Consider the following 18,542-nt stretch of genomic DNA (forward strand, 5'->3'; position numbering starts at 1 on the left):
CCCTTGCCGCCGCAACGGCTGCGGCCGCTCCAGCCGCTTCATCGCCCCATCCGCGAAGCGCCATCCCCGCCATGTGCGATCGCCACATGCGCAGACGCCACCGGAATATCCACCTCCACCGTCGTCCCTTCGCCGAGCGTCGTATCGATGCGCAGCGTGCCGCCGACGAGATACGCGCGCTCGCGCAGCCCCACCAGCCCGAACGATCCCGACTTGCGCGGCGCACCGGGATCGAAGCCCGCGCCGTCGTCGCGAATCGTCAGCGCGATCGTCTCGTCCCGATACAGGAGCGTCACGCTCGCGCTCGACGCGGCTGCGTGCCGCGCGACGTTCGCGAGCGCTTCCTGCGCGATGCGGAACACGGCCGTCGCATACGGTTCGTCGAGTTGCAGTTCGCCCGGCTCGACATGCAGCGTGCACGCCATCCCGCGACGGTGCCGGAAATCCTCGACGAGCCATTGCATCGCCGCGGCAAACCCGAGATCGTCGAGCATCAGCGGCCGCAGGTCCGATGCGATGCGCCGCGTGGCCGTCACCGCGTCGCGCGCGAGTGCATGCATCGCCGCGATCTTGCGTGCCAGCGGCGCATCGTCCTGCGGCACGTGATCGAGCAGCCATGCGAGATCGTTCTTCAGCGTCGCGAGGGTCTGCGCGAGCTCGTCGTGCAGTTCGCGCGCGATGCGGCGCTGTTCGGCTTCGCGCGCGGTCGCACTGATCGCCGCGATCTCGCGCAAATCCTCGCGCGACGCCTGCAAGGCCCGCTCCGCACGCACGCGCTCCTCGACTTCGCGCCGCAGGTCGCGGTTCGACGCGCTCAACTGCGCGGTGCGCGCGGCGACGCGTTGCTCGAGCCGCTCGTTCGCGTCGTTGAGCTGCGCGCTCTTCTGCACGACCAGCAGATGCTGATAGCGCGCACCGGCCAGCGCGTGCACCGTCTGCGCATGCAGCCGGCCGTTCTCGAACAGCAGCGCGAACAGCACGACGGCCGACGCGACGAGGCCGTAGGTTCGCCCCGCGTAGAAGCCGAGATCGAAGCGTCCGTGATTCAGCATCGCCGACAGCGCGATGTCGAACAGCCACGCGACGAGCACGATCATCACCCACAGGTCGAGCACGGAACGAGGCCGCCGCTGCCGCCACATCAGCACGAGCGCGGCGAGGTTCAGCACCCAGACGGTCGTGATCGCATAGGTCATCGTCGCGGCCATCCGGTTGCCCTGCATGATGCGCGGCAGCAGATCGTGACCGGCGGTCGCGAGCAGGGCGAGCGCGACGGTTGCGCTCGCGACCGATACGATGCAGAGCAGAATCGGGATCGCCGCGCGGCGCTGCGCCGCCGCCGGCTGGCGCGCGCGCGGCGTCTCGCGCAGCAGCGCGTACGCGGCGACCGCCAGCGGAAAGCCGCCGTGCCAGAACAGGTACAGCCACGCGGTGGTCTGTTCGCCCGCGCCGAGCAGGCCCGACGGCGTGAACAGGCCGGGGAAGCTCAGCATGTGCGTGCCGGCCATGAAGGCCGTGAACAGATAGCCGCCCGCGAGCGCGAGCAGCGATTTCTCGCGCAGGATCGCGTACTGGCCGAGCAGGAGGCCGGCCGTCACCATGTCGTTGACGACGATCGCCGACTGGTACACGGGAATGAATCCCCAGACCCGAGCAAGCTGCGTGCCCGCGAACGGTGCGAGCGCAACGAAGATCACGGCCGACACGACGACCGTCGCGATCGCGAGCCGCCGCTCGCGCCGGTCCGGCGGCAGCGACGACATGAACATCCGCGACGGCTCCGGCGTGTCGTCGTCGCCGTCGGCAGCGGCGGGGCGGTAGCGGAAGGCGGACGTCATGCGTCGTCGAGGCCCAGGTCGAGATCGTGCCGCACCGCGTAGCGCACCAGCGCGGCTTCGTGCGGCAGATCCATCTTCTCGAGAATGCGCGTCTTGTACGTGCTCACCGTCTTCGCGCTCAGCGCGAGCTCGGATGCGATCCGCGTGACGGTCTGGCCGGCGACGATGCGGCGCATCACGTCGAGTTCGCGCGCGGACAGCCGTTCGTGCGGCAGCATTTCGGCCGGCGCGCGCAGCGTGCGCGCCAGGCTTTCGGCCGCCGACGGGCTCACGTAGACGCCGCCCGCGGCCACCTTGCCGACGGCTTCGACGAGTTCGGCGGTCGCGCTGTCCTTCGTCAGGTAGCCGGTGGCGCCGGCCTTGAACGCGCGCGCCGCATACTGCATCTCCGCGTGCATCGTCAGCACGAGCGTGCGCAGCGACGGCGCGCGCGTCTTGACGAGCCGGATCAGCTCGATGCCGGTCGGCGCGGGCATCGACAGGTCGAGCAGCAGCACGTCGGCGGCGCGATGCTCGGCCAGCTCGAGCGTGGCCGAGCCGTCGCTCGCCTCGCCGACGATTTCGAAGCCGCCGGCCGTTTCCAGGATGTGACGCAGTCCGTCGCGCATGACTGCGTGATCGTCAGCCAGAATTACCCTGATCATCTAGCGGCCCTCTTCGGGATGACACCGCGGGCTGTTCTGCCGGTCGCCGCCGCGGCAGTTCTTCTGATCAATATATTCCGCCGAAGCGCGAAATGGTGCACCGGCGGTAAATTTTTGAGACATCCTGGTGTGGATCGTATTCGGCAGCGAAATAATCGGCGGGAAATGGTACAGGCGATAGCGCCAGGCGGGGCGGGTATTCCCGGGGAATCGCCGGGGCCGGGCCGCTGCCGCGCCTCGCGGATCGCCCTGATTCGGGGATAAACTGGTGCCCGATTGACCTGTCCGTCCCGAGGAGCCGCCACGATGATCGATCTCGCCGACATCCTGCCGTCCGCGCTGCCCGACGCCGTCGCGTGGGCCGCTGCGCAGGCGGCCCACGGGCTCGCAGAGGGCCGGCCGCCGACGCCCGCGCAGGCCGACGACGCGCGGGCCGTGGGCGTCGCGCAGCCGGAACGGATCCGGATCGTGGTCGCCGACCGGCTGCCGTTTCCCGACACGCCGGCGCTGGGCGCGATCGCGCGCGACACGGGGCTGCTGTCGCCCGGGACGATCGGCCTTACGCTCGGCCATGCGGTGTTCGTGCTGCGCGGCCACGACACGCGACGCCTGCTCACGCATGAATTCCGCCACGTGCATCAGTACGAGGCGGCCGGCTCGATCGGCGCGTTTCTCGCGCGCTATCTGCACGAGATCGCGACCGTCGGCTATCACGACGCACCGCTCGAGGTCGACGCGCGCCAGCACGAATTCGACTGATGCCCCCGGCCCCGGCCGTCTCGAACGCGCGCACACGCCGATGAACCCTCCCCACGCCACCGCGAGCCCGGCGCATGCACGTCGCGCCGCCACGCCGCGCGGCCTGCGATGAGCGACACGATCCACGCATGGCTCGGCGCGATCGGCGCGCATCCGGCGCTCGTGCTGGCGATCGTGTTCGTCACCGCCGGTGCCGAGGCGATCGCGCTGGTCGGCACGTTCGTACCGGCCGGCGCCGTGATGTTCGCGGCCGGCACGCTGATCGGCGCGGGCGCGCTCGACGGCTGGACGACGATCGGTGTCGCGGCCGCCGGCGCGATCGTCGGCGACGCGGTCAGTTACGAGCTCGGACGGCGCTACCGCAGCGCGGTGCGAAACAGGCTGGTGCGCGTCGGCTATGCGGACGCGTATTCACGAGGCGAGCAGTTCGTGTTGCGGCACGGCATCAAGAGCATCGTGCTTGCGCGTTTCCTGGCGCCGGTGCGCGCGGTCGTGCCGGTCGTCGTCGGCTGCGCGACGCTGCCGCGGCGCTCGTTCTATCCCGTCAACGTCGTGTCGGCGCTGATCTGGGCGCCCGTGCACGTCGCGCCGGGCATCCTGTTCGGCGCGTCGGCGGCGCTGGCCGCGGCGATCAGCGTGCGGGTCGCCGTGATCCTGCTGGTCGTCGCCGCGCTGGTCGCGCTGGTGTGGATCGGCGTGCGCATCGCGCTGCGCCGCGGCTGGCCGTTGCTGCACCGCGCGATCGCTGCGTCCGTGCATGCGTGTGCCCATCGCTGGCCGCGCTTCGGCGCGCGGCTGCACGACGGCATCGCGCGGGTGCGCCGCTTGCCGGGCGCGGTGCCGGTGCTCGCGCTGCTGTTCGTCGGCTGCGTGTGGCTGTTCGCCGGCATCGTGCAGGACGTCGTTGCGAACGATCCGCTGATGCACGCCGACATCGCGCTGTATGCGTTTCTGCAGAACCTGCGCACGCCGCCCGTGGACGCCGCCATGCGCGCGCTTGCCGTGCTGCACGGGCACGATACGGGGCTGATCGTCGCGGCCGCGTTTCTCGTGTGGCTGATGATCCATCGCTGCTGGCTGACCTCCGCCTGGTGGCTCGCGACGGTCGGCATCGCGGTCGTGCTCGTGCCGGCGTTCGGCGACGGCATGCCCGGCACGACGCCCGCGAGCCTGCCGCCCGGCGCGCTGCACGTGCCGCTGCCCGACGCCAATGCGGCATTCGCGATCCTCGCGAGCAGCGGCATCGGCTGGGTGCTGGCGCGCGACCGGCCCGCGCTGTGGCGCATTCCGGTCGTGACGGCGGTCGTGCTGTGGATCGTGCTGGGCGGTTTCGCGCGGCTGTATGTCGGCGATACGTGGCTGTCGGGCTTGCTCGGCGGCTGGAGTCTCGGACTCGCCTGGTTCGCGCTGCTGGCCGGCGCCTATGCGTACTGGCAGGTGCGCGAGCACGTGCAGCCGAGGGGCGCGCTCGTCGCGGTGCTCGTCGTGCTCGCGACGGCGGGCGTGTGGACCGTGCCCGCGCAATGGCAGCTCGATCGCGCGGCGCGTCCGCATGTCGGCGATGTCGTGGCGATGACCGTCGATCAGTGGATGCGCGGCGGCTGGCAGCGCGTGCCGATGCGGCGCACCGAGATCGGCGGCGACCGCGAGGAGTACTTGCCGCTGCAATGGTGTGCGACGTCGGACACGCTCGATCGCCATCTGTCGCTGGCCGGCTGGCAGCGGGCGACGCCGTGGTCGCCGGCGACCGCGCTGCGCTGGCTGTTGCCGCAGGCGCCGGCCGGGACGCTGCCCGTGCTGCCGCGCTACACGCACGGCGAGAGCACGCGCCGCGTGTTCGTGCGCGTCGATCCGGCGCAGCCCGACAGCCGCCTCGTGCTGCGGCTGTGGCGTTATCCGTATGTGCTGCAGGATGCGCTCGGGATGCGGCCGCTGTGGTACGGCGCGTTGTATCGCGAGACGCTGCATCGGCCCGCGCGGCTGATGACGATCGTGCGCACGACGACGATCGACGATACGGCGACGATCGCGCAGGCGCTCGCGATCGAGCCGACGATCGCGCATCCGCCGGCGGGGATGCGTGCCGCGCCGGCGGACATGCTGCTCGTGTGGATGGTGCAGCCGTGAGCGTGCGGCGCGCGGTTACGCGTGCGCCGGCTGCGCGGGGACGACGGACAGGCGCAGGCCGACGGTCTTGAGCACCGCGAGCAGGGTTTTCAGTGTCGGGTTGCCGTTGGGTGACAGCGTGCGATACAGCGATTCGCGGCTGATGCCGGCTTCCGCGGCAACCGCGCCGAGGCCGCCGTACGCTTCGGCGACCGTGCGCAGCGCGAGCAGTCCGGCCGCGCGGTTGTCGGGATCGTCGAGCGATTCCATCGCGACGCGCAGATAGGCGACCGCGAGTTCACGATCGGCGCCGAGTTCGGCGACTTCGGCGTCGTGGTGCGATACCGCGCCTTTCAGCTTGTTCATGTTTGCCTCCGCTTCCAGTTCAACCAGTGTTCCTTTGCGCGCCGGATGTCGTCGGGTTGGCTGTGCTTGTCGCCACCGGACAGCAGCAGCACCAGTGCGCTGCCGTATCGGCCGAAATACACGCGATATCCCGCACCGACATGGATGCGCAGTTCGATCACGCCTTCGCCGACAGCGTCGCAATCGCCGAAATTTCCGGTTTCCACGCGGCGCAGGCGTTCGCGGATCCGCGCTTGCGCGAGTTTGTCGCGTACGGCGTTCAGCCATTCGGTGAACGGCTCGCGACCGTCGTCGCGCTGATAGCGAAGCAGTTCGAACTTGGAGAGCATTGTAACTTATAAGCTACATGAAGGGTATATGGGTAGCAACGTGATCGCACGGTTTGCCGGAAGAGGCGGAGCAAGCGCGATGCAGCGGGACCGACCGCCGAAATCGAGGCGGAACGCCGCGTACCGATGCTGTGGCCGGAACGCATGCAGCGCCTTTGTCGTTCGGGATTTCGGGTGATGAAGCCTGTTTCCCGAACGACGATCATTCTTTCATTCGGGGCGTGCGGTGACGATTCGGCCAAACGGCCGAACGCATTGGCGCGCGGGGAGTACGCGCCGTGCGGGGGGACTGCGGGGTGATCAACCTGCCGGGGCCGGCACCGCCGCACGACGCGACGGGCGACCCGGCAGGTACAACCGCGTTACGGTTTCGCGGGCGCGGCCGTCGCGACCTTGTCGAGTGCGGCGGGGATGAACGCGTCGAGCTGCGCGGTCACCGATTCGTAGAAGTCGATCGGCTTGCCCCACGCGTCGGGCACGTCCTTGTGCTCGCCGGTCGCGTATTCGGCGAGCGTGAACACCTTGCCGGCCGCCGACGGATAGAGCGCGAGCACCTTTTCCTTGTGCTTGCCGGTCATCGTCAGGATCACGTCGGAATGCTTGACGTCGTTCGCGTTCAGTTGCACCGAGCGATGCGCGGACGTGTCGATCCCGCGCCGCTTCATCAGGATCACGCCGTTGGTCTCGGGCTTTTCGTCGTACGGATCCTCGTCGACCGCGCGCGAGATCACCGCGATATGCGCGTGCCGCTGCTCGATCAGTTGTCCTGCGATTGCCTCGGCCATCACGCTGCGGCCGGTATTGCCCGTGTCGACGAATGCGACCTTCTTCGGTTCGTCCGCGAATGCCGACGTCGCGCACTGGATGCCCAGGCAGCAGAGCAGGGCAAGCGTCTTGAGGGTGTGGCTGCTTTTCATTGGTGTCTCCGCCAGAATGAAGGGATCGTCGCCGCGGCAGCGCGCCGAAGCTTGCGGAGATGATGCGCGGCCGCGCATGCGGGAAAAAAATAAGCGGCCGGTTTTCGCAAGACGGTGTCGCATTGCCGCAATCGGCGCAATCGGCGCGATCGGCGCGATCGGCGCAATCGGGGCCGCGGCGAACCGCTGTCCCGATCGCGCCGCATCACCGGTGCATGGTCATGCCGGCGCCACCGCGGCCACCCGCTCCGATGCAAACCCCGCCAGCGTCCGCAACGCATCGCGCGCCGAGCGCAGGTAAAACGCCTGCAGATGAAACACGTGCCAGCGCGCGGCGTGAACTTCGAGCCGGCACGGCACGCCGCACGCGAGCGCATGATCCGCGAGCCGCCGCGCATCCGACAGCAGCACCTCCTGATCGCCGGCCTGCACCAGCATCGGCGGCATGCCGCGCAGATCGATGTCGAGCGGGCCGCGCGCCGCAATCGAGCCGGCCCCGTGATACCAGCGCAAACCCTGTTCGAGCCAGCCGCGCCGGATCATCGGATCGTCGTGGCGGCGCGACGCCAGCGTGTCTCCGCCCAGCGCCGGATCCGTCACGGGCGAGATCAGCAGCAGCGCGGCGGCCGCCGGCTCGCCCCGATCGCGCAGCGCAACGGCGAGCGCCAGCGCGAGCGCGCCGCCGGCCGAATCGCCGGCAATGACGATCCGGTGCGGTGCGTAGCCCTGCGCGCGCAACGCATCGTATGCGGCCAGCGCATCGTCGAGCGCCGCGGGGCTTGGATGCTCGGGCGCGAGCCGGTAGTCGGGCACCCACACCGGCAGGCCGGCTTCGACGGCGAGCCGCGTCGTCACGCCGCGATGCGTGTGCGGGCCGCCGAGACAGAATGCGCCGCCGTGCAGATACAGCATCGCGCCGCCCGCCTCGCCGTGCTTCGGCGCGACGACTTCGACCGGCACGCCATGGGCGGACATCCGGTAGCGCAGCGTGCCGCGCGTGCCCGGCATCTGCGGCGACAGCAACGCGACGACACCACGCTGCATGCGTGCGCCGAATGGCGGCCCGATCAGCGGCCGGAACGCGACGCGCAAAAAACCGCGCAGCGACGCGGCGGCGAGCGCTTCCGCGCGGCCGGCGGGCGGCGCGACGACGATACCGTGCGCGGGCGTCGGCGCGGCGCCGCCGGGCAGCGGCTGCGTGAAGCGGTACGGGGACAGCCCGGCGAAGCGCGTAAGCCATCGATAGGTCAGCGTGAAGCCGGGCCAGTTCGTGCTGTTGTGCCCCGACGCATCGACGTACCAGCTCTTGCAGCCGCTCCACACCGACCCGGCGAGCCGCTGTTGCACGTGCGCGTTGAAGCGCCGGTAGCGGCGCGGATCGACGTCGATCGCGCGCGCGCCGTCGCGCCGCATCGCGAGCACGCAGCGCATCACGTGCGCGATCTGGCTTTCGAGCATGTAGACGATCGAGTTGTGGCCGAGGTTGGTGTTCGGGCCGTACAGCATGAAGAAATTCGGAAAGCCGGGCACGGTGAGTCCGAGATACGCCTGCGCGCCACGTCGCCAGGCGTCGTTCAGGTCGAGCCCGTCGCGGCCCGTGATGCGCATCGGCGACAGGAACGCGGTGGCGGCGAAGCCGGTGCCGTAGACGATCGCGTCGACCGGATGATGGGCGCCGTCATCGGTTTCGATGCCGTCTTCGGTCACGCGCCGGATGCGTTGCGTGACGAGCTCGACGTTGTCGCGATCGATCGCGGCGAGATAGTCGCTCGACAGCAGGATCCGTTTGCAGCCGATCGGATAATCGGGCGTGAGCCGTTCGCGCAGCGCGGGATCGCGCACGTCGCGCGCGAGCAGCTTGCGAAACGGCCGGCCGACCGCGAGATCCATCAGCCCGCGCAGCCGCGTGAACGCGATCGCCCGCGATTCGTAGCGCACGTAGATCGATGCGCGGTACAGCTTCATCGCCCACGGCAGCCGGCGGAACAGCGCGTGCTCCCACGCGCGATATGCACGATCCGGACGCGGTATCACGTAGGCCGGCGAACGCTGGAACACGACGAGGCGCTCGACGTCTCGCGCGATCGCGGGCACGAACTGGATCGCCGATGCGCCGGTGCCGACCACGGCCACGCGTTTGCCGGCGAGCGAATAGTCATGATCCCAGTGCGCGGAGTGGAACGCGCGGCCGCGAAACGTGTCGATGCCGGGCAGGTCGGGCATCGCGGGGCGGCTCAACTGGCCGGTGCCGCTGACGAGCAGGGTCGCACTGAGCGTCGTGCCGTCGGCGAGCGTGACGTCCCACAGCGCGCGGGCGTCGTCATACCGCGCATGGGCGACTTCCGCACCGAAACGCAGATAGCGCGCGAGGCCATATTTGCGCGCGCAATGCCGCAGATACGCATGGATTTCCGGTTGCGGCGCGAACACGCGCGACCACGCCGGATTCGGCTCGAACGAGAACGAGTACAGATGCGAGGGCACGTCGCACGCGGCGCCCGGGTAGCCGTTGTCGCGCCACACGCCGCCGACGTCGTGCGAGCGTTCGACGATCACGAAGTCGTGAATGCCCGCGCGTTGCAGCGCGATCGCCATGCCGATGCCGGCGAAGCCGGCGCCGATGATGAGGGCCGACAGCGGCGCGGCCGATGCGGCGGAGCGGGGCGCTTCAGGCGACGACATGGCGGGTTTCCTCCTGCTGGATCGCGTCGTGCGGCATGCACGATGCTGGAACGGGGGCGTGGCGTGCCGGCGCATCGGCCGGGTCGCAGCGGGCATCGGCGGGCGCGCGTGCCGCCGTGCGCTGCACGCCGCGCATCAGGTCGACGGCCTTCTCGGCGATCATGATCGTCGGCGCATTGGTGTTGCCGCCGATCAGCGTCGGCATGACCGACGCATCGACGATGCGCAGCCCCTGCATGCCGTGCACGCGCAATTGCGGATCGACGACGGCGAGCGCATCGCGCCCCATCCGGCACGTACCGACCGGGTGATACACGGTGTCGGTCCGCCGGCGCAGCACGTCGCGAATCTCGTCGTCGGTCGTCACGTTGGCGGTGAACAGGTTGCGCGTGGTCCATTGGGCGAGCGCGGGCGCTTCCATCAGGCGGCGCGTGAGCCTGAAGCCGGCGACCATGTCGTCGAGGTCGCGCGGATCGTCGAAGAACGCGGGATCGATGCGCGGCGCGGCGAGCGGATCGGCGCTGTGCAGCGTGACCGAGCCGCGGCTGCGCGGCCGCAGCAGGCACACGTGGCACGACAGCCCGTGGCCGGCATGCAGCCGGCGCGCGTGATCGTCGACGAGCGCGACGACGAAGTGCAGCTGGATGTCGGGCGCGTCGAGGCCGGCGCGCGTCTTGAGGAAGCCGCCGCCTTCCGCGAAATTCGACGTCAGCATCCCGCACCGTTCGCGGCGAAAGCGCGCGAACTCGCGCAGCATGCGCAGGCCGCCGCGCACGGACACGCCCATCGTGTCGACGCTGCGCGCGCGGTAGCCGAGGATGAAGTCCGGATGATCCTGCAGGTTGCGGCCGACGCCGGGCAGATCGGCGCGCACCGGAATGCCGAGCCGCTGCAGTTCGCCGGCCGGGCCGACGCCGGACAGCATCAGCAACTGGGGCGTCTGCAGCGCGCCGGCCGCGAGCACGACTTCGCGCCGCGCACGCAGCGTGCGGACTTCGCCGTGCTGCCGCACCTCGACGCCCGTGGCGCGCGTGCCGTCGAACAGGATGCGCAGTACCTGCGCATGGGTTTCGACCGTCAGGTTGTCGCGGCGGCCGACGTGCGGCAGCAGGTACGCGCGTGCCGCGCTCCACCGTTCGCCGTGCTTCTGCGTGACCTGGTAGATGCCGACGCCCTCCTGCCGCGCGCCGTTGAAGTCGTCGGTGAGCGGCAGGCCGGCCTGGCGCGCCGCATCGAGATAGCGTGCATGGAACGGGTTGCCGGTGCGCAGGTCGCTGACCCACAGCGGGCCGTCGCGGCCGTGCCACGCATCGTTGAAGCGCTCGTTGTGCTCGCTCAGGCGGAAGTACGGCAGCACGTCGTCGTAGGCCCAGCCCTCGTTGCCGAGCGCCGCCCAGCCGTCGTAGTCGATGCGATGGCCGCGGATGTAGACCATCGCGTTGATCGCGGACGAGCCGCCGAGCGCCTTGCCGCGCGGCTGATAGCCGATGCGGCCGCCGAGCCCCGGCTGCGGCACGGTGTCGAACGCCCAGTTGTTCACGCGGGTCGGCAGCATCGCCACCGCGCCGGTCGGCACGTTGACGACCGCGCTGTCGCCGCGGCCGCCGGCCTCGAGCACGCAGACGGTGACGGCCGGATCTTCGGTCAGTCGTCCTGCCGCGACGCATCCGCCCGAACCGCCGCCGACGACGAGGTAGTCGTAAGTCTCGCTCATGGAATCGTCTCCCGAGGGTCGATGGGTCATGCGATGCGCGTCGGCACGCGCAGCAGCAGGTCGAAGGTTTTGCCGCACGGCGGGTGGAACGGCGCGGTGTCGTGGCGGTGCGCGGCATCGCGGCAGAACGCGTTTGGCGCGTTCAGCGCGAGCACGCGGGGGCCGTGAGGGCCGTGAGGCGCGCGATCGAATGCGTCGCGCCGGCGTGCAGAGCGGGCGTTCAAGCGGGCCTTCAAGCGGCCATTCAAGCAGGCGGCGAGGTCGGTCCGGCGGCTCGGTCGCATGGTGTCTCCTCCTGGGTGTTGGCGTCGTTCGGGCGACGATCGATGACGCCGATGGTGCGGGCCGCATGGGAAAACACCAATGCTGCTTCGGGACAATTGTTTTAGTATTTGGGCCAAATCGGCGCTTCGAGGGTTTCTCCGCATGAGCTTCTGGGACTTCACCCGGAGTCCGGCCAGCGCCCGGCTGCTGGTCGATTTCGGCGACGAACGCGGCGTGCCGCGCACGAAGCTGCTGGCCGGCACCGGCCTCGCCGACGCGCAGCTCGACGATCCGAACGTCGAGGTGACGGCCGCGCAGGAGCTGCGGCTGACCGGCAACCTGCTGCGCGCGCTCGGGCGGGCGCCGGGCCTCGGCTTCGCGGTCGGGCAGCGCTATCACTTCTCCGCATACGGCGTCTGGGGCTACGGGCTGATCGCGAGCGCGACCGCGCGCGACGCGCTGGCGCTCGCGATGCGCTTCCTGCCGCTCACGTATGCGTTCACCGTGATCACGTATCGCGAGGAGCCTGGCGCGGGCGTGCTCAATTTCGGTGCGCCGGAGCTCGACGCCGGCCTGAGCCGGTTCCTCGTCGAACGCGACATGATGGCCGCGGCGGTGCTGCTGCAGGAAATCGGCGGCGGCGATTTCGCGTTGTCGCGCTTCACGATGCAGGCCGCGGGCGCGGCGGGCGGCGCCGCATCCGTGCCGCGCATCGCGGGCGTCGAGCCGGCGTTCGGTGCGCGTGCGAACACCCTCGCGTTCAACCGCGCGTTTCTCGACCGGCCGCTGCCGCATGCGAACCCGCTGACGGTGTCGATGTGCGAGCAGATGTGCGGCCAGCTCGTCGAAGCGCGGCGCGCCCGCGTGGGCACGGCGGAGATGGTGCGGCAATATCTGACGGCGACGCCCGGCAACGTGCCGTTCTCGCTCGAGGACATGGCGCGGCTGATGAACACGAGCCCGCGCACGCTGAAGCGCCGGCTGCAGGACGAAGGCACGACGTTTCGCGCGCTGCTCGCGCAGGCGCGCGGCGCGATGGCCGAGACGCTGCTCGGCGATGCGCATCTGTCGCTGACGGACGTGGCCGAGCGGCTCGGTTTCAGCGACCTGTCGAGCTTTTCGCAGGCGTTCAAGCGCTGGTATGGCGTGCCGCCGGGCACCTATCGCAGCGGCCTGCCGCGCGACGGCGATTTGCACTAGTTCGCCCGCGCCGCGCAACGCCATGTGCGTGGCGTGCCGTTAGCGTTTCCGCCAACCCGTTCACGAAAGGAGCCGCATGATCACGATTCGCCTGATGACCGAAGACGATTTCCCGCGCTTCTGGCCCACGTATCAGGCGATCGTCGCCGCTCAGGAAACCTATGCACTCGATCCGGCGCCGACGCGCGAAGCGGCCCGCGCACTGTGGCTCGATGCGCCGCTCTGCACGTGGGTCGCCGAAGAAGACGGCGTGCTGCTCGGCTCGTACTACCTGAAGGCGAACGCGGCCGGCCCCGGCAACCACGTGTGCAACTGCGGCTACATGGTCGGCGAGGCCGCACGCGGCCGCGGCGTCGCACGCCTGATGTGCGAGCACTCGCAGCAGGCGGCGCGCGAGCGCGGCTTTCTCGCGATGCAGTTCAACGCGGTGGTCGCGACGAACGAGGCCGCGGTCGCGTTGTGGCAGAAGCTCGGCTTCGACGTCGTCGGCCGTTTGCCGCGCGCGTATCGCCACGCACGGCACGGTTTCGTCGACTGCCTCGTGATGTTCAAGTGGCTCGGCGACAAGGCCGCCGCCGAAGCCTGATTCGACGTCGGACGGCGAACGCGCCGTCGAACGCGATCCGCTCGTCGAGCGCGAGCGTGCCGCGCGCGCGAGAATCAGGCCGGCGGGGCGGCGCGCCGTCGGTGTTCCGGCCCCGGCGATCCCGCCGGTTTTCTGGCACCATCTGACGACTTCACGCGCCGGTTGCGACCGCGCGCACACCGCCGTCCCGGCGGGACGATTCGACCCACGATGGAGACACCCCGATGCGCGCAGCGTCGCAACCGGAGCACGCCGGCCACGCACGGCCGGACGCCGGCGTAAAAGACCCCGACCGCATGGCCGCGTGGCGGCTCGCGATCTGCCTGTCGCTCGGCAGCGCGATCGCACTCGGTCTCGCGCGTTTCTCGTATGCGCTGCTGCTGCCGCCGATGAAGGCCGATCTCGGCTGGAGCTTCGCGCAGGCCGGCGCGCTGAACACGGCCAACGCAGCCGGCTACCTGATCGGCGCGCTCGCATTCCCGTTCCTGTCGCGACGCTGGCGCACCGGCACGCTGCTGGCGGCCGGCTGCGCGCTCACGGCGGTGCTGATGGCCGCCTGCGGAATCACGTCCGGCACGAACGCGCTGCTGATCGAGCGGCTCGCGACCGGTATCGGCAGCGCGCTGATCTTCATCAGCGGCGGCGTGCTGGCCGCGCGGCTCGCGTCGGCGTCGCCGCGCGATGCGGGGCTGCTGCTCGGGCTCTATTACGGCGGCACGGGATGGGGGATCGTCGCGTCGTCGCTGCTCGTGCCGGCGACGCTCGCGCATGGCCTGCACGGCTGGCAGCCCGCATGGTTCGCACTCGCGTTCGCATGCGTGCTGTTCTCGATGCTGGCCGTGTCGGCCGCGCGCCGCATCGAGCGCGTGCATGCGGCGCCGGCCGCATCGCGTAACGGCGCCGCGCCGGCGGCGACCGCGAGTCCGGCGCGCTTCGCGCTCGCGCTCGGAGGCTACGGCCTGTTCGGCGTCGGCTATATCGGCTACATGACGTTCATCGTCGCGCTGCTGCGCGGCGCGGGGATGAGCGGCACGGTCGTGTCCGCGTTCTACGTGATGCTCGGCGTCGCGACCGTCGTGTCGGCGCGGCTGTGGTCGGGGCTGCTCGACCGGATGCGCGGCGGGCAGGCGCTGGCCGTGCTCAATGCGCTGCTCGGCGTCGCGACGCTGATGCCGGCGATCTTCGTGCATCCGGCGGCCGCGTTCGCATCGGGCGTGCTGTTCGGCGCGACGTTCCTGTCGGCGGTCGCGGCGACGACCGCGTTCGTGCGTCACAACCTGCCGCCGGAAGGCTGGGCGAAGGGGATCAGCGCGTTCACGACGATCTTCGCGTTCGGGCAGATCGCCGGCCCCGTCGCGATCGGCTGGGTGTCGGACAGCGCGGGGCTCGCGCGCGGGCTCGTGTATTCGGCGCTCACGCTGTTCGCGGGCGCCGCGCTCGCGGCCGGACAGCGCGCGTTGCGGGTGTCCGCGTAGCCGGCACGGGCCCGCATCCGGCGCCGCGCTGCGCCGGCGTCGTTACCGCACGCAGGCCGTGCGCGACACGCGATGGAACGCGCGGCTGAAGTAGATGAGGCTGTCGCCGTCGTGGCGCACGCGGATCGACGTCGCTTCGATGAACATCACCGAATGCGAGCCGACTTCCTTCATCTCGGCGATCGTGCCCTGCAGGCTCGCGAGCGCGTCGCGCAGCACGGGCACGTCCTGTTCGCCGCGATCCCACACCGGCAGTTCGAAGCGCCGCTCCATCGGCAGCTCGGTCATTCCCGCGAAATGCCGCGCGAGCAGTTCGTGCTCGGCCGGCAGCACGTTGATGCACACGTGACGATTGCGCTCGAAGATCGCATGCATCGCGCTCGACCGGTTCAGGCACACGAGCAGCGTCGGCGGCGCGTCGGTGACGGAGCAGACCGCGCTCGCGGTGATCCCGCAGCGGCCATGCGGCCCCGCGGTGGTGATGACGTTGACGGCCGCGCCGAGGTGGGCCATCGCTTGCCGGAAGGCCTTTTGCGCGTCGGTCGGTTCGGCGCGCGCCGGTTGCGGGGTATCGGTCGTTGCGGACATGGGCGCTCCTGGTTGGATGAGGGTGGCGATCGCGGGCGCTGTCGATGCATCGTCGCATCGCCGACAATGACCCTAGCGTACGTCGCGAAAATGCCGCCGGCCATTCGCACGAACGATGACGAAGATGGCGTTCGCGCCAACGTATCTAAAGGTTCTACCTAGATGCGCGGCACGCTGCGCGAAAAAAAGCGAGATTGTGCGTTCGCGCGGTACGTGAAGGGGTATTCAGCGGATTTTCGGCTCGCTATGATGTGCCGCATACCCCCGACGAACGACGCCTGCCTCACCTGCGTCGCGCGTGATACCGATACCGATATTTTGCGAGACACCCCGATGACGTCACCCGCTCCGATCGTATACATCGTCGACGACGACAGCGGCATGCGGACGTCGCTCGCGTGGCTGCTGGAATCGGTCGGCATCGCGTCCGAAGGGTTCGCGAACGCGGCCGATTTTCTTGCGCGCTTCGATGTGAGCCAGCCCGCGTGCCTGGTGCTCGACGTGCGGATGCCGGAGAAAAGCGGTTTCGACGTGCAGGCGGAATTGAATGCGCGCGGCGCGACGCTGCCGGTGATCTTCGTCAGCGGACACGGCGACATCCCGATGTCGGTGCGCGCGCTGCAGAACGGCGCGATCGATTTCGTCGAGAAGCCGTACAACTCGCAGCAGATGCTCGAGCGCGTGCAACGCGCGCTGCGGCTCGCGCAGCAGCGGCACGCGGTCGACCAGCGTCATCGCGAGCTGCGCCAGCGGCTCGATGCGCTGACCGCGCGCGAGAAGGAAGTGCTGCGCGGCGTCGTCGACGGCAAGGGCAGCAAGCAGATCGCGTCGGACCTGTCGATCAGCGTGAAGACCGTCGACGTGCATCGCGCGAGCATCAAGGAGAAGCTCGGCGCGACGTCGATCGCCGCGCTGGTGCGCGACGTGATGGTCGTGTGGGGCGACGACGGGGAGTCGTCGCGCTAACGGCCGGGCCTGCAAGCGGACGGACTTGCGCGTGCAGGCCGCGTCGCGCGAAGCAGGCCAAGCACGCGACGCAGCCGATGGGCAGGCACCGCGCACCACACGCACCGCGCACGGCGCCGGTCGACACCGCGCGCTCGATGCCTGCCGCCGTTCAACGCATGTACAACCCGCCGTTGATGTCCCAGCATGCGCCGTTCGCGAAATGCGCGTCGCCCGACGCGAGCAGCACGGCCGCATCCGCGACGAAGCCGGCCGACCCGAGCTTGCCGCCCGGCAGGCTCGCGAGCACCTGCCGCAACTTGTCCGGCGCGACGCTCTCGTAGACGATCGGCAAATCGAGCGGGCCCGGCGAGATCGCGTTGACGGTCACGCCCTGCGCGGCGAGATCGCGCGCGAACACCTTGGTCAGCGTCAGCGTGCCGCCTTTCGCCGCGGCGTAGTGCGCGCCCGTCGCCGAGCCGCCGTTCTGCCCGGCGAGCGACGCGATGTTGACGATGCGGCCCGCGCCGCGCGTCGCGAAGTACTGGCCGAACACCTGGCAGCCGAACAGCACGCTGCGCAGGTTCACGTCGATCACCTGGTCGAACTGCTCGGCCGTGATCTCCATCGCGGGCACGACCTTCGACGCGCCCGCATTGTTCACGAGCACGTCGATCGCGCCCCAGCGTGCGACGAGCGCATCGCGCGCGGCTTCGAAATCGCGTTTCGACGTGACGTCGAGCGGCAGTGCGATCGCGCGTTCGCCGCTTGCATCGAGTTCGCGTGCATGCGCGCGAATGGCGTCGGCGGCGATGTCGGCCAGCGCGACGCGATAGCCGGCCGCGTGAAAGCGTTCGGCGATGACGGCGCCGAGCCCGCGCGCGGCGCCGGTGACGAGAACGACTCGGTCTGACATGGTGCGTGATTCCCTGGTTCGCGGGCGCGCATCGGACGCGGCGCCCGCATCGTGGTTCATGCGGCGAGCGCCGCTTCGAAGTGCGCGGCCAGCGCGCACACCTGTTCGTCCGCGCCCTTGCGTCCGACGATCTGCAGCCCGGCTTTCAGCGGCGTGCCCGCGAGCGGCAGCGGCAGGCTGAGCGCCGGATGGCCGCTCAGGTTGAACGGCCGGATCAGCGACGACATCGCAATCACCGAGACGCCGTCGCGTGCCTGCGCGAGCGTGATCGGCAGCGCGGGCAGCGTCGGCAGCACCAGCACGTCCGCGCGTTCGAGCGCCGCATCGACTTGCGCGGTGAAGCGCGCGCGCACGGCTTCGGCTTCCGCGAGCGCGGCCGGTGTCGTCGTCGCGGCCGTGCGCAGCCGCGCATCAAGATCGGCGCCGAGCTTGCCGGTTGCGACGAGATGGCCGAACGCGCGCGACGTTTCCGCGTTGATGATCGAGAGTCCCGCCGCGAACGCGGCGGGCATGTCGTCGAGCACGACGTCGTGCGAATCCAGCCCCGACGCGCGTACGGCCGCGTCGAGCGCGGCGGCGATGGCCGGATCGGCATCGACGATCACGCGCGCGATCGTGCAGCCGGCGGCGGGCGCTGCCGCACGCACCCGGTCGAAGCCGGGCGCGATGGCGGCCATCGCGGCCGCGAGCGTGCGGATGTCGCGCGCGAACGGCCCGACGCAATCGAGCGTGGTGTCGGCGGGTGCGACGCCGCGCCGCGACACGCGGCCGAACGTCGGCTTGAGGCCGGCCACGCCGCAGCAGGCGGCCGGCCCGCGAATCGAGCCGCCGGTGTCGGTGCCGAGCGCGGCGTCGACCACGCCGAGCCCGACGAGCGACGCCGACCCGCTCGACGAGCCGCCCGGAATGCGCGTCGCGTCCTGCGGATTGACCGGCGTGCCGGTGGCGTCGTTGATGCCGGTCATGCCGAACGCGAGCTCGTGCATGTTCGCCTTGCCGGCGATCTGCCAGCCGGCGTCGAGCAGCAGCCGGACTACGTCCGCATGCTGCGCGGCGGGCGGCGCGTCGGCGAGCGCGCGGCTTGCCGCGCGGGTCGGATGGCCGGCGATGTCGATCGTGTCCTTGATCGCGATCGTCGGGCCCGGCCCGCCCAGCGTGAAGGTGTCGATGAAGCCTGTCATGGTGCGATGGCGTGCGAAGAGGATGAAAGGGT

General features: G+C 70.2%; 17 protein-coding genes. 6 read left to right on the forward strand and 11 right to left on the reverse strand.

Translation table 11 applies throughout. The annotated features are described in order from the left end of the window. Positions 1-38 precede the first annotated feature (38 nt). Entirely contained in the window at positions 39-1,838 is a 1,800-nt protein-coding gene (locus DCN14_RS02995) for a sensor histidine kinase (protein ID WP_096500232.1), read from the reverse strand. Next, positions 1,835-2,482 (reverse strand): response regulator transcription factor, encoded by a 648-nt coding sequence (locus DCN14_RS03000; RefSeq protein ID WP_096500230.1) that lies wholly within the window; start codon positions 2,480-2,482, stop codon positions 1,835-1,837. The genes DCN14_RS02995 and DCN14_RS03000 overlap by 4 nt, the downstream gene beginning before the upstream one ends. A gap of 306 nt (positions 2,483-2,788) precedes the next feature. Between DCN14_RS03000 and DCN14_RS03005 the strand changes: the two genes are divergently transcribed. Together DCN14_RS03005 and DCN14_RS03010 are read left to right on the forward strand one after the other, a co-directional pair. Next, on the forward strand, positions 2,789-3,241 hold the full coding sequence (locus DCN14_RS03005) for a hypothetical protein (protein WP_096500228.1): 453 nt from the start codon (positions 2,789-2,791) through the stop codon (positions 3,239-3,241). Positions 3,242-3,349: 108 nt separating this feature from the next. Continuing rightward, positions 3,350-5,368, forward strand: a complete 2,019-nt coding sequence (locus tag DCN14_RS03010) for an LssY C-terminal domain-containing protein (protein WP_096500226.1) — start codon at positions 3,350-3,352, stop codon at positions 5,366-5,368. 15 nt (positions 5,369-5,383) lie between these two features. On the opposite strand, the gene DCN14_RS03015 is transcribed toward DCN14_RS03010, so the two are convergent. The 6 genes from DCN14_RS03015 to DCN14_RS37810 all read right to left on the reverse strand — a co-directional run bounded on the left by DCN14_RS03015 (position 5,384) and on the right by DCN14_RS37810 (position 11,579). Continuing rightward, complete coding sequence (locus tag DCN14_RS03015) at positions 5,384-5,713, reverse strand: transcriptional regulator (RefSeq protein ID WP_047901651.1); 330 nt, start codon at positions 5,711-5,713, stop codon at positions 5,384-5,386. Further along, complete coding sequence (locus DCN14_RS03020) at positions 5,710-6,042, reverse strand: type II toxin-antitoxin system RelE/ParE family toxin (protein WP_096500224.1); 333 nt, start codon at positions 6,040-6,042, stop codon at positions 5,710-5,712. The genes DCN14_RS03015 and DCN14_RS03020 overlap by 4 nt, the downstream gene beginning before the upstream one ends. A gap of 362 nt (positions 6,043-6,404) precedes the next feature. Next, positions 6,405-6,959: a protein tyrosine phosphatase gene (locus DCN14_RS03025; RefSeq protein WP_096500222.1), complete on the reverse strand. Its 555-nt coding sequence runs from the start codon at positions 6,957-6,959 to the stop codon at positions 6,405-6,407. A gap of 219 nt (positions 6,960-7,178) precedes the next feature. Next, complete coding sequence (locus DCN14_RS03030; protein WP_096500220.1) at positions 7,179-9,641, reverse strand: alpha/beta hydrolase fold domain-containing protein; 2,463 nt, start codon at positions 9,639-9,641, stop codon at positions 7,179-7,181. Further along, entirely contained in the window at positions 9,628-11,355 is a 1,728-nt protein-coding gene (locus tag DCN14_RS03035) for a GMC family oxidoreductase N-terminal domain-containing protein (protein ID WP_096500218.1), read from the reverse strand. Before DCN14_RS03035 ends, DCN14_RS03030 begins: the two co-directional genes overlap by 14 nt. Positions 11,356-11,381: 26 nt before the next feature. Then, positions 11,382-11,579, reverse strand: coding sequence for a hypothetical protein (locus DCN14_RS37810; protein WP_143331634.1), 198 nt, complete (start codon positions 11,577-11,579; stop codon positions 11,382-11,384). Between the two features lie 202 nt (positions 11,580-11,781). On the opposite strand from DCN14_RS37810, the gene DCN14_RS03040 reads away from it, so the two are divergent. The 3 genes from DCN14_RS03040 to DCN14_RS03050 all read left to right on the forward strand — a co-directional run bounded on the left by DCN14_RS03040 (position 11,782) and on the right by DCN14_RS03050 (position 14,880). Continuing rightward, the gene (locus DCN14_RS03040) at positions 11,782-12,819 is read left to right on the forward strand and encodes an AraC family transcriptional regulator (protein WP_096500216.1); all 1,038 of its coding nucleotides are present in this window, start codon (positions 11,782-11,784) and stop codon (positions 12,817-12,819) included. A gap of 76 nt (positions 12,820-12,895) precedes the next feature. After that, complete coding sequence (locus tag DCN14_RS03045) at positions 12,896-13,405, forward strand: GNAT family N-acetyltransferase (RefSeq protein ID WP_096500214.1); 510 nt, start codon at positions 12,896-12,898, stop codon at positions 13,403-13,405. Positions 13,406-13,629: 224 nt separating this feature from the next. Further along, on the forward strand, positions 13,630-14,880 hold the full coding sequence (locus DCN14_RS03050; protein WP_096500212.1) for a YbfB/YjiJ family MFS transporter: 1,251 nt from the start codon (positions 13,630-13,632) through the stop codon (positions 14,878-14,880). 42 nt (positions 14,881-14,922) lie between these two features. Here the strand turns inward: DCN14_RS03050 and hpaC are convergent, their stop codons facing one another. After that, the gene (hpaC, locus tag DCN14_RS03055) at positions 14,923-15,468 is read right to left on the reverse strand and encodes a 4-hydroxyphenylacetate 3-monooxygenase, reductase component (RefSeq protein ID WP_096500210.1); all 546 of its coding nucleotides are present in this window, start codon (positions 15,466-15,468) and stop codon (positions 14,923-14,925) included. Between the two features lie 333 nt (positions 15,469-15,801). Between hpaC and DCN14_RS03060 the strand changes: the two genes are divergently transcribed. Then, positions 15,802-16,434 (forward strand): response regulator, encoded by a 633-nt coding sequence (locus DCN14_RS03060; protein WP_096500208.1) that lies wholly within the window; start codon positions 15,802-15,804, stop codon positions 16,432-16,434. Between the two features lie 151 nt (positions 16,435-16,585). On the opposite strand, the gene DCN14_RS03065 is transcribed toward DCN14_RS03060, so the two are convergent. Together DCN14_RS03065 and DCN14_RS03070 are read right to left on the reverse strand one after the other, a co-directional pair. After that, positions 16,586-17,329 carry an SDR family oxidoreductase gene (locus tag DCN14_RS03065; protein ID WP_096500535.1) on the reverse strand — a complete coding sequence of 248 codons (744 nt, stop codon included), beginning with the start codon at positions 17,327-17,329 and terminating at the stop codon, positions 16,586-16,588. Positions 17,330-17,385: 56 nt separating this feature from the next. Then, positions 17,386-18,510 carry an amidase gene (locus DCN14_RS03070; RefSeq protein ID WP_096500533.1) on the reverse strand — a complete coding sequence of 375 codons (1,125 nt, stop codon included), beginning with the start codon at positions 18,508-18,510 and terminating at the stop codon, positions 17,386-17,388. Positions 18,511-18,542: the final 32 nt, after the last annotated feature.

It is taken from the genome of Burkholderia sp. IDO3, assembly GCF_003366075.1.
Lineage (GTDB): Bacteria > Pseudomonadota > Gammaproteobacteria > Burkholderiales > Burkholderiaceae > Burkholderia > Burkholderia anthina.